Annotated in this window: 13 protein-coding genes; 12 read left to right on the top strand and 1 reads right to left on the bottom strand. The window is 45.6% G+C overall.

Features of this window, described 5'->3' with window-relative positions; translation table 11 throughout:
• Positions 1-102 precede the first annotated feature (102 nt).
• The 4 genes from aroC (at position 103) to OCU56_RS08355 (ending at position 2697) form a co-directional block, all read left to right on the top strand.
• Entirely contained in the window at positions 103-1188 is a 1086-nt protein-coding gene (gene aroC / locus OCU56_RS08370) for a chorismate synthase (protein ID WP_261872777.1), read from the top strand.
• 86 nt (positions 1189-1274) lie between these two features.
• Positions 1275-1802: an elongation factor P hydroxylase gene (locus OCU56_RS08365; protein ID WP_261872776.1), complete on the top strand. Its 528-nt coding sequence runs from the start codon at positions 1275-1277 to the stop codon at positions 1800-1802.
• A 3-nt stretch (positions 1803-1805) separates the two neighbouring features.
• The gene (locus tag OCU56_RS08360) at positions 1806-2072 is read left to right on the top strand and encodes a YfcL family protein (protein ID WP_261872775.1); all 267 of its coding nucleotides are present in this window, start codon (positions 1806-1808) and stop codon (positions 2070-2072) included.
• 73 nt (positions 2073-2145) lie between these two features.
• Positions 2146-2697 (top strand): NADPH-dependent FMN reductase, encoded by a 552-nt coding sequence (locus tag OCU56_RS08355; protein WP_261872774.1) that lies wholly within the window; start codon positions 2146-2148, stop codon positions 2695-2697.
• Between the two features lie 67 nt (positions 2698-2764).
• Here OCU56_RS08355 and mnmC read toward each other — a convergent pair whose 3' ends face one another.
• Entirely contained in the window at positions 2765-4831 is a 2067-nt protein-coding gene (mnmC, locus tag OCU56_RS08350; RefSeq protein WP_261872773.1) for a bifunctional tRNA (5-methylaminomethyl-2-thiouridine)(34)-methyltransferase MnmD/FAD-dependent 5-carboxymethylaminomethyl-2-thiouridine(34) oxidoreductase MnmC, read from the bottom strand.
• Positions 4832-4950: 119 nt separating this feature from the next.
• Here mnmC and fabB point away from each other — a divergent pair, with 119 nt between their 5' ends.
• The 8 genes from fabB (at position 4951) to OCU56_RS08310 (ending at position 14285) form a co-directional block, all read left to right on the top strand.
• A complete protein-coding gene (fabB, locus tag OCU56_RS08345) occupies positions 4951-6162 on the top strand; it encodes a beta-ketoacyl-ACP synthase I (protein WP_261872772.1) in 1212 nt (403 codons plus the stop codon).
• A gap of 102 nt (positions 6163-6264) precedes the next feature.
• On the top strand, positions 6265-7398 hold the full coding sequence (locus OCU56_RS08340; RefSeq protein WP_261872771.1) for a 4-phosphoerythronate dehydrogenase: 1134 nt from the start codon (positions 6265-6267) through the stop codon (positions 7396-7398).
• Entirely contained in the window at positions 7395-8408 is a 1014-nt protein-coding gene (locus OCU56_RS08335) for an aspartate-semialdehyde dehydrogenase (protein WP_261872770.1), read from the top strand. The genes OCU56_RS08340 and OCU56_RS08335 overlap by 4 nt, the downstream gene beginning before the upstream one ends.
• Before the next feature lie 221 nt (positions 8409-8629).
• On the top strand, positions 8630-10291 hold the full coding sequence (locus OCU56_RS08330; RefSeq protein ID WP_261872769.1) for a FimV/HubP family polar landmark protein: 1662 nt from the start codon (positions 8630-8632) through the stop codon (positions 10289-10291).
• A 155-nt stretch (positions 10292-10446) separates the two neighbouring features.
• Complete coding sequence (gene truA, locus OCU56_RS08325) at positions 10447-11238, top strand: tRNA pseudouridine(38-40) synthase TruA (protein ID WP_261872768.1); 792 nt, start codon at positions 10447-10449, stop codon at positions 11236-11238.
• A gap of 166 nt (positions 11239-11404) precedes the next feature.
• Positions 11405-12328 carry an acetyl-CoA carboxylase, carboxyltransferase subunit beta gene (gene accD, locus OCU56_RS08320; protein ID WP_261872767.1) on the top strand — a complete coding sequence of 308 codons (924 nt, stop codon included), beginning with the start codon at positions 11405-11407 and terminating at the stop codon, positions 12326-12328.
• Positions 12329-12370: 42 nt separating this feature from the next.
• Entirely contained in the window at positions 12371-13645 is a 1275-nt protein-coding gene (gene folC / locus OCU56_RS08315) for a bifunctional tetrahydrofolate synthase/dihydrofolate synthase (RefSeq protein WP_261872766.1), read from the top strand.
• Positions 13635-14285, top strand: coding sequence for an SPOR domain-containing protein (locus OCU56_RS08310; RefSeq protein WP_261872765.1), 651 nt, complete (start codon positions 13635-13637; stop codon positions 14283-14285). The genes folC and OCU56_RS08310 overlap by 11 nt, the downstream gene beginning before the upstream one ends.
• Positions 14286-14312 lie beyond the last annotated feature (27 nt).

Below are 14312 nucleotides of genomic sequence, written 5' to 3'. Positions count from 1 at the left end.
TAGGGTGCCGTTTTTTGTTGTCAAAGCACTTTACAATAGAGTGTGATAAAGCGAGTATGAAAGGTATTCGCTTGTATAAAACAGACTTACAATGAGGAAGTAATGGCAGGAAACAGCATAGGCCAGCATTTTCGCGTCACCACCTTTGGTGAAAGCCACGGAATCGCATTAGGTTGCATCATTGATGGATGCCCTCCTGGATTAGCCCTACAAGAGGCCGATCTGCAAAAAGATTTGGATCGTCGTCGTCCCGGTACATCTCGTTATACTACGGCGCGTCGTGAACCTGATGAAGTGAAAATTTTATCCGGGGTCTTTGAGGGAAAAACCACAGGCACATCCATTGGTTTATTGATTGAGAACACCGATCAACGTTCTAAAGATTACTCAGAAATTAAAGACAAGTTCCGTCCTGGTCATGCGGATTACACCTATCATCAAAAATACGGTGTGCGTGACTACCGAGGTGGCGGGCGTTCTTCTGCTCGTGAAACCGCAATGCGTGTGGCCGCAGGGGCGGTTGCGAAAAAATACCTTGAGCAAGAATTTGGCGTAGAAATTAAAGCCTACTTGACGCAAATGGGCGATGTGACCATTGAAACGGTGGATTTTTCTGAGATTGAAAATAATCCCTTTTTCTCTCCTGATGCGGCTGCCGTAGATAAATTTGATCAGCTGATACGTGATCTTAAAAAAGATGGTGATTCTGTTGGCGCCAAACTTCAGGTGGTGGCTAAACGCGTTCCTGTAGGGCTAGGCGAGCCTATTTTTGATCGCCTCGATGCAGATATTGCCCATGCATTAATGAGCATTAATGCGGTGAAAGGCGTCGAAATTGGTGACGGTTTTGACGTTGCTACGCAAAAGGGCAGTGAGCACAGAGATGAACTCACCCCGCAAGGATTTGCTTCTAACCATGCTGGTGGTATTTTAGGTGGCATTTCAACAGGCCAAGATATTGTGGCCAATATTGCCCTTAAACCCACCTCAAGCATCACTGTGCCGGGTAACACTATCACCCGTCAAGGTGAAGCCACGCAACTGATCACTAAGGGTCGACACGATCCTTGTGTGGGGATCCGCGCAGTGCCTATCGCTGAAGCTATGCTTGCGATTGTGTTGCTGGACCACTTGTTACGTCACCGAGGACAAAACCACGGCGTGACGACAGAAACCCCTGCAATTTAAACAATAACCCTCAGCGCCACCTTAGCGGTGGCGCTCGTTTTCCTGAAATCCAGAACCCACACTTTTTCAACATAGACAGTACCCTCATGCACGACTACCAAGATCTCATTAACATCTTTGATAATACCTTTTTCGACACATTCAATACTCGCTTAATATTGGGAGGAGATGAGCCCATTTATCTGCCTGCCGATGAGGAGTTTGACCATCACCGGATTATCTTTGCCCGTGGTTTTTATGCCTCAGGACTACATGAAATTGCCCATTGGTGCGTGGCGGGACCTAAGCGACGTTTGCTAGAAGATTTTGGCTATTGGTATGAGCCAGATGGGCGTGATGCGGCCACACAGGCGCAATTTGAGGTGGTGGAAATCCGCCCCCAAGCCTATGAGTGGATCTTGGCGCAAAGTGCTGGTTTTCGTTTTCAGGTGAGTTGTGACAATCTACATGGCGACTTTGAACCGGATAGACGACTGTTCACGAAAAAAGTTTACAACGAAGTTATCGACATTTTACAGAAAGGCTTGCCAACTAGGGTGAAGATGCTTTCTAATGCGCTGCGGGATTTTTACAGTGTCCCTCCACTTACTCAGGACGACTTTAAGGTAGTTTAAACCATGATTTTACAACTCGAAGAACAATTGCTGGATACCATTGACCAAACCGTTGCTACGGCATCGGATGATGAGTTGTTTGCTGGTGGCTATTTACGTGGTCACATTTCTCTTGCCGCGGCAGATTGTGAGTATGAAGGGATCACCGATGTGGCTCTATTTAAGCAAAAAATAGAACAAAGCCTCAGTGATGCACAAACAGAATTAACCCCAGCGGATCGTGCTATTGTGGCCGATATGTGGGACTCATTATCTCAAGCATTAGCTTAAGCTTTATTAGACAGCGAATCTAAAGCTGTCTAGTCTATTGCTTGTACTCGTGACTCAATAAGGACATTTAGTTATGAAAATCATCGCCTTTGGCGCAAGCACCAGCTCAAGTTCTATCAATAAAACATTAGCCAGCTATGCGGCGCATCAGGTTGCCGGTGGCGATGTTGAGGTATTAGATTTAAACGATTTCCCAGCGGCAATATTTAGCGAAGACAGTGAAAAAACCCTAGGCCAATGTGAATCAGCTCAACGATTATTAGCCAAGATTGGCCGTGCCGATGCCATTATTGTGTCATTTGCTGAGCACAATGGCAGTTATACGGCGGCCTATAAAAATTTATTTGATTGGGCAACGCGTATTGAGCGTAACGTATTTCAAAATAAACCTGCGCTCTATTTAGCCACATCCCCAGGCCCTGGCGGGGCAAAAACGGTTCTTGCCAGTGCGGTGGCCTCCGCGCCACATTTTGGCGCACAGCTGAAAGCCTCGTTATCCATTGCCAGTTTTTATGATGTATTTGATGTGCAGAACAATGACTTTAAACATGACAATAGCCAGAGCATCGAGCTCAAAAAACAGCTGCAACAGGCGGTGGGTGATTTAGTTGCCGAGTTTAAATAGGTCTTTACCACAAAAAAATGGGCTCATTTGAGCCCATTTTTACATTGGTCAATTATGGTTATACCAATTACTTAGTGTGATTGGTATTCTCAATAGGTCGGCCTTTTCTGAGCTTTCGTACCCACATCCGGCTCGGGTGTAAGGCCTCAAGGAGCTCAGTGGACGCCGGCATCGGATAGCCGAGCATTTGCGAAGCCAGAATTTCGGCCACTAAAGGGGCAGAGGTGAGCCCTCTTGAGCCCAGTCCCACGAAACAGTAGAGATTACGGTATTGGCTAACCTTACTTGGCTCTGGCTTATTACGAGGGTAGCGATCGGCCAAATGGGCGTATTGCTCAAGTATTTGGTTAAACTGACCCACATTACCGGCAAAGGGCAGGTGGTCGCGGGACACGCTGCGGATACCTTGCCGAGATTGATGGTCACTCACATCCACCTCCGCAGGCCATGGTTGCTGAGGCAAACATTGCTGCAGTTTTTTCGCATTTTGCAACTGCGCTTGCTCATCATAATCGACATTGATGTTACGGCTATCGTAACTTGCCCCAATACAGTGTTGATTTAGCGGGCTTTTAGGCGTGAGGTAGCCGTCGTAGCACAGTACCGTGTTTAATTTTTCAAGTTGCTGTGTGGTTGGAATATGACTCACTTGGCCTTTTACTTTACCAAGCGGAATGCGTTGCGCTTGGCTAAATTGGTCAAAATTGTGGCCATTGGCGATCACTACGGCTTGATGGGTATAGGTGCCTTGTGAGGTGGTCAGTTGCCAGTGGTGTTGCTTGTGTGCCGCTTGTGTGACTTTACCTATTTCGGCCACGTCACAGTGCAATTTCAAAGTAAGTTGTTCACTACTGGCTAATAATTGCATGATCCCTTGGGTACATTGCTGTGGAGACAACCAACCCCCTTGCGGATAAAACAGTGACTCATAGGAGCAGTCAAGGCCACTGACGGCTTGGGTTTGCTGTGCATTGTGAGCAGTGACTAACTCGCAGGGAAACTGTCCTTGGACAATCTTAGTTAGTTTTTTGTGCTCATCAATTTTCCACAACAGTTGCGTTACGCCACACCATTGATGATCAAAGGGCACAGTATTGGCAAGGTGCGAATAAAACTGCCGTGCATAAACAAAGCCATTGGCAAACAGTTGCGATACCGTGTTGTGCTCGCCATTTAATAGGGGATATAGCGCCCCTTGTTGATTGCCAGAAGCGCCGCAGGCTAACGCATCATCTTTACAATACAAGGTGACGTGAATGCCTTTTTTGACCAGCGAGTACGCCAAGCAAGCACTGGCGATCCCGCCACCGATAATAGCGACATCTTGGTCATGGTTAGGCAGGTTATGGCCACATAGTGGGGGGCGGTCAAATAACGGGGAGATATTGCTATAGGCTTGTTTCTCGCGCAGCGTGCCGACGATCATCTCTCGTTTATGGGCAAAGCCTTTCACTTTTTTCATGTCAAAGCCCGCTTCAATGAGCCCTCGTCGCACAAAACCGGCGGCGGTGAAGGTGGCTACGGTGCAGTGCTGTTTTGCCAGTGTTACCATGCCGTTAAACAAGTCTTGATTCCACATTTCAGGGTTTTTGCTTGGGGCAAACCCATCTAAGAACCAAGCATCGACGATGCCTTCGGCGTAGGTAGGCACTTGAGGTAGGGTATCTTTAATATCCCCCAGCCATAAATCCACGGTAATGGCACCGTCAGCCACATAGAAGCGCTGACATCCAGATAGAGCTAATGGGTAGTTCTGTTGCAGCTCCGCAGCGTAGTGTGCCAATTCTGGCCACGCTAGGTGGGCTTGTTGCAAATCCGCTAAAGTAACTGGGAATTTTTCAAAGCTGATAAAATGAAGTTCAGTGAGAGGGGACTGCGGGTGTTGCTCTCTAAATTGGGCGAACTCTTTACATAAGGCTAAAAAATTTAAACCTGTGCCAAACCCCGTTTCAGCAATAACAAAACGGCGCTGGTCATAATTATGCCATCTTTCAGGGATATGGTTTTGGGTGAGAAAGACATAGCGAGTCTCTGCGAGGCCGTCGTTATTTGAAAAATAGACATCATCGAATTGCTCGGATACAGGGGTACCAGAGTCGTTCCAATCGAGCTGAGCATGTTTAATTTTAGGCATATTGATCATAGAATGAGATGTTAACTATAGAGATTGTACAAATATCTAGGAAAGCTGACCACTTTATCCGGCCTTTCTGGTTATTATCTAGCGGAAAATTTGAATTATAGGAATGTCACATGAAACGAGTCGTGATCACTGGTATGGGTATTGTTTCCAGTATCGGTAACAACGTCGAAGAAGTACTAGAGTCTCTTAAAGCTGGCAAATCTGGTATTGAAGCCTCAGAACAATTTAAAGAAAAAGGGCTACGTTCACAGGTTTGGGGTAGTTTAAAGATCAACCCTGCGGAACATATTGACCGTAAACAGATGCGTTTCATGGGTGATGCGGCGGCGTATGCGTTCATTTCTATGGAGCAAGCGATTGCAGATTCTGGCCTAGCTCCTGAGCAGGTTTCCAATGAGCGTACTGGTATTGTTGCGGGCTCCGGTGGCGCATCGTCGCTAAACCAAGTGGCGGCAGTGGATATTCTTAGAGAAAAAAGCGTGAAACGTGTGGGGCCTTACATGGTGACCCGTACTATGGGTTCAACGGTTTCAGCTTGTCTTGCAACGCCTTTTAAAATTAAAGGTGTTAACTACTCAATGAGTTCTGCATGTTCTACTTCGGCACACTGTATTGGCCACGCAATGGAACTTATCCAGCTGGGCAAACAAGATGTTGTTTTTGCTGGTGGCGGTGAAGAACTAGACTACAGCATGTCGATGATGTTTGATGCTATGGGCGCGCTTTCAACAAAATACAACGATGAGCCAACTCACGCTTCTCGTACTTATGATGCAAACCGTGACGGTTTCGTTATCTCTGGCGGCGGCGGCATGATGGTTGTTGAAGAGTTAGAGCACGCTCTAGCTCGCGGCGCGAAAATCTACGCTGAACTTGTGGGTTACGGTGCTAACTCTGATGGTCACGATATGGTGGCTCCATCAGGTGAAGGTGCGGTTCGTTGTATGAAGATGGCTCTACAAAACGTCGATTCTGTGGATTACGTAAACACACACGGCACGTCAACACCAGTCGGTGATGTGAAAGAGCTTGGCGCTATTCAAGAAGTGTTTGCGGGCAACAGCCCTGCCATTTCTGCAACGAAAGCGATGACAGGTCACGCATTAGGTGCCGCGGGTGTCCATGAAGCTATCTACACGGCCTTGATGCTAGAGCACGGTTTTGTTGCACCAAGCATCAACATCGATAACCTAGATGAAGCTGCAGCCGGTCTTGATATCGTGACGGAAAAACGCGATCAACCGTTGACGACTGTGATGTCAAACAGCTTTGGTTTTGGTGGTACAAACGCCACATTAGTGTTTAAAAAGTACCAAGGGTAATTTTTTAACCCTAAATATTATAAAGGCCCGACAAGCTTTGCTTGTCGGGCCTTTTGTTTATCATTATCCTGTAGCCATACACACGAGCATGAAGTAATACAAATGAAAATTGTAATTGATGAAAATATGCCTTACGCCAAAGCGCTATTTAGCCAATTGGGTGAGGTGGTTGCGTTATCTGGACGTACCATCACAGCAGATGATTTAGTGGATGTGGATGCATTAATGATTCGCTCTGTCACTAAAGTGAATGAACAGCTTTTGGCAAAAGCCAATAAACTGCGCTTTGTGGGTACGGCAACGGCGGGCTACGATCACCTTGATCAGCAAGCACTGCAACAGAAAGGCGTCGCCTACACTCATGCTCCTGGATGCAATAAAGTGGGTGTGGCTGAGTATGTGATTTCATCACTTATGGTGCTCGCTCAACAGCAAGGTTTTTCCATTTTTGATAAAACGGTGGGTATTGTTGGCGCAGGACAGGTGGGCAGCTATTTAGCGCACTGTTTGCAAGCCATAGGCATTAAGGTGTTGCTTAACGACCCATTTAAAGAGGCGGAGGGGGACTCTCGTCAGTTTACTCCGTTAGATACGCTATTAGCGCAAAGTGATGTGATTTCTCTGCATACTCCTATTACTCGCCAAGGGGAGCACCCAACCCATCACTTAATTGATGAAGGGCGTTTGCAACAGATGACCTCACAGCAAATTTTAATTAATGCTGCTCGTGGCCCTGTCGTGGATAACGAGGCGTTAAAATTGCGCCTACAACAAGGGGATGGTTTTACCGCAGTATTGGACGTGTTTGAATTTGAACCTCAGGTTGATTTAGAACTACTGCCTTTGCTGGCTTTTGCCACACCACATGTCGCGGGCTATGGTTTAGAAGGTAAGGCGCGCGGTACGACAATGATCTTCAACTCATTTTGTCAGCACATTAACAGTGATTTATCTGCCAATGCTGCGGATCTTTTGCCTGTAGCACCCGTGCCTCAAATGCATTTATCTACTGAGTGGGATGAAGCAACACTGCACAACCTAACGCAATTGATTTATGATGTGCGCAAAGATGATGCGCTGTTTCGTCGTAAAATCGGCCAAGCAGGGTCATTTGACAAAATGCGTAAAGAGTATTGGGACCGCCGAGAGTATGGTGCGGTGACGCTAACAGGTGCAGCGTCTTGTAACTTGCAACCCTTGCAAGAATTAGGTTTTAAGGTAGAGGTAAGTCAATGAGTCAAAAATTTAATGTGGCTATTTTAGGTGCAACCGGAGCGGTCGGAGAAACTCTTCTGGAAGTCCTAAAAGAGAGAGATTTTCCTGTAGGTGATCTGCATTTACTGGCCAGTGAGCGTAGCAAGGGTAAAACCTATCGTTTTGATGGCAAGACCATTGAAGTACAAAATGTAGAAGAATTTGATTGGTCTCAAGTACATATTGCGCTGTTTTCAGCTGGAGGCGAACTGTCTGAGCGCTGGGCACCTGTGGCCGCAGATGAAGGTGTGGTGGTGATCGATAATACCTCGCACTTCCGCTATGACTACGATATTCCTTTAGTGGTTCCTGAAGTGAACCCTGAAGCGATTGCTGAGTTTCGTAACCGTAACATCATTGCCAACCCAAATTGCTCCACCATTCAAATGTTGGTGGCGTTAAAGCCTATTCATGATGAAGTTGGGATTGAGCGTATTAACGTGTCAACCTATCAGTCAGTGGCAGGAGCAGGTAAAGCGGGTATTGATGAACTTGCGGGTCAAACGGCGAAGCTATTAAACGGTCGCCCAGCAGAACCCGACGCTTTTTCTCAGCAAATCGCGTTTAACTGTATTCCGCAAATTGATAGCTTTATGGATAATGGTTACACCAAAGAAGAGATGAAGATGGTGTGGGAAACACAAAAAATCTTCAATGATCCGTCCATTATGGTGAACCCAACTTGTGTGCGTGTTCCTGTTTTTTATGGCCATGCAGAAGCGGTACATATTGAAACTCGCGCTCCTATTGATGCACAACATGCCATTGATTTATTTGAGCAAACAGAAGGCATTGAAGTATTCCAAGGAGAAGATTTCCCAACACAAGTACGTGATGCGGGTGGTAAAGACCATGTGATGATTGGTCGTATTCGTAACGATATTAGCCATCATAGCGGCCTAAACTTGTGGGTTGTTGCTGACAATGTGCGTAAAGGCGCAGCAACGAACGCTGTGCAAATTGCGGAATTACTCATTCGCGATTACTTCTAATTCGCTTATTTTTTCAATCTCAGAAGTCAGATGTGAAGTAATTTACCTCTGGCTTTTTTTGTTTTTGTTGTTCCGTGTCGGCGTCATAGGACCTTGATTGGACATTAGCGGTATTCGCTCCACATTTTTTGCTCAAATAGACATCCTATAGTTGTCTTTTGTTGGAAAGTTTAGCAAATTAAGAGTATTCATCGCTAAAGTAAATCTAGTTGCGCTCCCAAATGGAATTGTATCGTCGTACTTTTGTTGTTATTGCTTGTCTCTTGTTGAGTGTTACCGCTCACGCTGAAGATATCCGTCTTGTTGGGCCGAATGGTCAATTACAGGTGGCTCCTACCTATATCGTGCCCGATGCCCTAGATGGCACAGCCATTAATCGCGTCCAAAATAAATTAACCAGCCAGAGACATTATGGCCCTACCGCTATTGATGAAACCCTGTGGTCCATAGGGAAAAAAATCAGAAGTAGTCACCAGCAATCAGTTTATAAAGTGGTTCTTGCCATTTATAAATGGAATACAGCGGCATTTGAAGACAGCAACATACATTTGTTAAAACCGGGAAGTACTCTGGTTATTCCGTCAGATGCTGAAATAGATAAACAAAGTGTGGCTGAGGCGGTACGTTTATTTAAAATTCATGCGCAAAAACCTAGCTATCTTGCCAAAATGGCAAAAGAGCAGGGGGATAAGGAGAGCCATGAAGCACAAACGACCTCTCAAGACGCCTCTCAAGATACTGCTCAAGATCCCAGTATCGATGTGCAGCAAAAACAGATTGATTTTCTACAAAACCAATTGCAATCATCGCAACAAAAGTTCAGTTCACTGCAACACAATAACCAACAGTTATTGTCGGCTTTAGGGGACATTCGTACCGATGTAGTTAAACTGAAAGGCCAATTGGATCTGGAAGCGGAGCGCCGAGCCAATGTAGAGAAAATTCTTATTGAGCAAAGTCAATCGACCATTGAACCGAGCGGTGCATTGGACTCTATGTTATTGACTAATGTTTGGTTGATTGTGGCGTTGTCCGTCACTGTTACCGCTTTGATTATGCTCCTGCTGGCAAAAATGATGTTGTCGGTAAGACCGGTTCCTCAAATGAGCAACGAATTTGCATCGCCGAAAGTGCTTAATCAGCCTCCTACAGAAAAAGACAGCAATGAGCCTGAAATTGAAAATATTGAGCCTGTTGCTATAACGCCAGTGGCAAATGCGACTTCAAGTGTTGCCCAAGGTCCTGCTGATGTAGAGGCGAGTCAGCAAGGAACGGTGAATCCTCTGGATAAAGAATTTGCCCAAGAGTTGGATAAAATCTTATCAGAGTCAGAGTCAGAGTCAGAAACTGAAGTAACGGTTGTCAATGTCGATGATCTCCCTGAATACGGAGAAAAAGAAGCGCTGGCGGATGCTAAAAAAGAAGCTCAAGATCTGTTGGAGCAAGAGCAAGAGCAAGAGCAAGAGCAAGAGCAAGAGCAAACAGCTAAACAGGTTCAGTCAGCACCACTTCACCATGATGAAGCAAAGACACCGACCACGGCATCCATTGAAAGTGAGCAACAGCCAGAGCCAGAGGCTCGAAACTATAAATCCATTGATCAAGTGATAGCGGAAGCGGATGCAGAACCTGCAACCAATCCCGATGAAGAAGAGTTAGACTTACGTGTTGGACTAGAAGAGTTTCCTGACGTGATAGGCCCTGTGGACTTAAAAGACGTAGACATTGATGGTGAGGTCGCCAGTCAGTTGGATCTTGCCACCGTTTATATCCAAATGAACGATTTGAGCCATGCTCGTAAATTGTTAGTGGCTGTGCTCTCTAAAGGCTCTGAAGAACAACAAGTGCGTGCACAGCAACTGCTTGATTCAATCGATTTTTAATACCAATCCTACTAAATAACGGGTCATTCTAGCTTGTTTACGAGCATTTTTTCTGCGCTATATTCTGATCACTGACTTAGTGTGATTGTTATAATTTGTGACAAAGGGGCGCTTCGTTTATACTTCCGCCCTAATTTTTAACTGGATTGTGACTGATGAGAATCGCCCTTGGTATTGAATACGACGGAGAAAAATATTTTGGCTGGCAACGACAAAATGATTTTGACTCTGTTCAGGAACGTGTAGAAAAAGCGTTATCCATAGTGGCCAATCACCCAGTGGCAGTTCAATGTGCTGGCCGTACAGATACTGGGGTGCATGGCACTGGACAAGTTGTTCATTTTGACACCGACTCCTCGCGTAAATTAGTTGCATGGCAAATGGGCGTTAACGCCAACTTGCCAAAAGATGTGGCGGTTCGTTGGGCCGTCGATGTGAGCGACGAATTTCATGCCCGCTTTTCAGCGACAGCAAGACGCTACCGTTACGTTATCTACAATCACTCACTACGCCCTGCTATTTTGGCGAAAGGGGTGAGCCATTATCATGGTGATCTCGATGTAGACAAAATGCATCAATCGGCCCAATCGTTACTTGGTGAAAATGACTTTACTTCATTTCGAGCCGCTCATTGCCAGTCGCACAGCCCGTTTCGCAATATGATGCACATTAATGTTACTCGCCATAATAGTTATGTGGTGGTTGATATTAAAGCCAATGCGTTTGTACACCACATGGTGCGTAATATTGTGGGCAGCCTATTAGAAGTGGGTCGTGGGGATCAACCCGTTGAGTGGATGGCGTGGCTACTAGCACAAAAAAATCGTAATTTGGCTGGAGCAACAGCGAAAGCACACGGTTTGTATTTAGTTCGGGTGGACTACCCTGAGGAATTTGGCATACCAGAGTTACCTATGGGCCCCTTATTCCTGCCCGAAAATCTGTGATGCACAGCAAGTTTTCTATCACTGTTAGGTCATTTTGCTGTAATAATTAGGTAGTAAGGGATAGGTACAACCAGTTTTTTATCTACACTTGGTTGGATCTATGGTTTAATCCTTGCAAATTATCAACCTCTTGCCTGTGGGCGAGAGCTTAATGAAAAGGTTTTTCATGAGTTGGATTGAGAAGATTTTCAACAAAAGCAGTATTTCACCGTCGCGTAAGGCGAATGTGCCAGAAGGGGTTTGGACTAAATGTACCTCTTGTGGACAAGTTTTATATCAAGCCGAATTGCAACGTAATTTAGAAGTGTGTCCTAAATGTGACCACCATATGCGTATATCTGCTCGTAATCGTCTAGATAGCTTTTTAGATGCTGACGGTCGTGAAGAGCTTGGCGCTGAGCTAGAGCCTAAAGATAAACTTAAATTTAAAGATACCAAACGCTATAAAGACCGCATCACTGCATATCAAAAAAGCAGTGGCGAAAAAGACGCTTTGATTGTCATGAAGGGCGCGTTACATGGAATGCCGGTAGTGGCGTGTGCTATGGAATTTAAATTCATGGGCGGATCAATGGGATCGGTAGTAGGCGCGCGTTTTGTACGTGCTGTTGAAGCGGCCATTGAAAACAACTGCGGCATGGTGTGTTTCTCAGCCAGTGGCGGTGCACGTATGCAAGAGGCATTGATGTCTCTTATGCAAATGGCCAAAACCAGTGCTGCACTTGAGCGTCTGTCTAAAAAAGGTTTACCTTTTATCTCAGTAATGACGGATCCAACTATGGGTGGTGTTTCAGCAAGCTTTGCTATGTTGGGTGATATCAACATTGGTGAACCGCGTGCCGTTATCGGTTTTGCCGGACGTCGTGTTATTGAGCAAACCGTACGTGAAGATCTGCCAGAAGGTTTCCAAACCAGTGAGTTCTTACTGGAGCACGGCGCCATTGATATGATTGTTGATCGCCGCGAAATGCGTCAATGTGTGAGTAGCTTAATCGCTAAAATGACGAATAATCCATCACCTTTGAATGTTTCTGGTCATAAACAGTCAAAAGACGCTGAATACGAAGTACCCGTAGCGCCAGAAAAATAGTAAAGTATTCATTATCTGCCCGTTTTAGCGTTATATAGATAGATGAGTACACATATCCCACAAGCCACATCATCCTTATCGGTGTGGCTTGATTATTTACAATCCATTCATACCAGTGCAATCGACTTAGGTTTAGAGCGCATTTCTTTAGTTGCTGAAAAATCACAACCTCGTTTAACTAAGCCTGCCCCTAAAGTCATTACGGTTGCTGGGACAAATGGTAAGGGTTCTACCTGTGCCATTATGGAAGCCATATTGCTTGATGCTGGATACAGTGTCGGTGTGTATAGTTCTCCTCATTTAATTCGTTACAACGAGCGTGTGCGTATTAACGGGCAAGAGCTTGCTGATGAGCACCATGTAGCGGCTTTTCACGCCATCGAAGTATTACGCGGCGATATCAGCCTTAGCTTCTTTGAATACGCCACTCTTGCTGCGCTACATCTGTTTCAAGTGCATAACGTTGATGTGGTGTTACTTGAAGTGGGGTTAGGCGGTCGTTTAGATGCCACTAATATCGTGGATCATGACGTCAGTGTCATTACCAGTTTGGCCATTGATCATGTGGATTGGTTAGGGGACGATATTAATGTGATCGGTTTTGAAAAAGCCGGTATTTTTCGCTCAGCAAAGCCAGCCATTTGTGGGCAACCAGAGGCGCCAATGACCGTGGCCGCTCATGCTGATGATATTGGTGCCACACTATATCAAGTGGGTTATCAATATTCTTATATCGATGACGGTGACTTATGGCATTGGCAATCAGGCAGTTTTGACGTTAAAAACTTACCTAAACCCAATCTGCCTTTAGCTAATGCAGCAACAGCATTAATGGCATTGGGTGTGTCTGATCTTAATTTGACGGATATGAACATAGTTAACGGCCTTAAACGGGCGCAGTTAGCGGGAAGAATGCAATATTTATCCCAGCAACCGACAATCATTTTAGATGTGGCTCATAATCCACATTCAGCGCAATACTTAGTGCAGCAGTTGCAACAGCGTTTCCCTCAGCAAAAAATTCGCGCCGTAGTGGGAATGCTGCATGATAAAGATGTGGCGGCAACATTCAACATCTTGTCAGGATGCACTGAACATTGGTATCCCGCGTCACTAGAAGGCCCTAGAGCGGCTTCGGCTACAGAGTTGTGCCAATATTTACCGAAAGGTACGGCCACTTATGACAATCCTGTGTTGGCCTTTGAGCAGGCGCTGAGTGAGGCGAGTGCGGATGATATTGTCGTCGTGATGGGTTCATTTTTTACTGTTGGAGCCGTGCTGACGCATTGGCAATCAAGGAGCAACAATGGCAAGTAAATTTCAGAGTCGCTTAGTGGGGACTATAGTGTTGGTTGCTGTAGGGGTGATTGTGCTTCCCGACATACTGGACGGTGAGAAATTACACTACAAAGAAGAATTTGTTGCGATCCCAATTAAACCGCAACTCGAATCAGAGGTAGAGTCGTTTAAGATCCAAGATCCTGTGGATGACGCGGTCTCTTTACCTGATGAACCGGTACAAGAGGTGATTGATGAGCCCATTAAGGCTAAGCCTGTTTTGCAACACGCTCATGGGCAGGAGTCACATAAAGGGGAGCATAAACCTGAGCATAAAACCGCGACTCATCATTCTGCACCTAAAAAGACCGCAACAGCGCAACATAAGCCTGAAGTGGTTAAGGTGAAAGAGGTGAAAGTGGTTGAGCGAAATCACTACCAAGACAGTGGCTGGATTATCCAGCTAGTATCATTGAGAAGTGGTGACAATGCGGAAAAAATGGCTAAAGACCTGCGTAACAAAGGTTATCGCGCTAGCGTGGTGAAAGCGAACAACTTTTATCGCGTCATTGTTGGCCCAGATGTCTCCCGTTCTAAATTAGAATCCCAGTTGCCTAAATTGAAAAAACTTTCTGGCGCACAAGGCCAGATTCAGACATTTAAGCCGCTAAAACCATAAAGAAAACGTTTGCGTCGTGCATTTTTC

It is taken from the genome of Vibrio rarus, assembly GCF_024347075.1.
GTDB lineage: Bacteria > Pseudomonadota > Gammaproteobacteria > Enterobacterales > Vibrionaceae > Vibrio > Vibrio rarus.
This window is presented reverse-complemented; position numbering and strand designations above follow the sequence as displayed.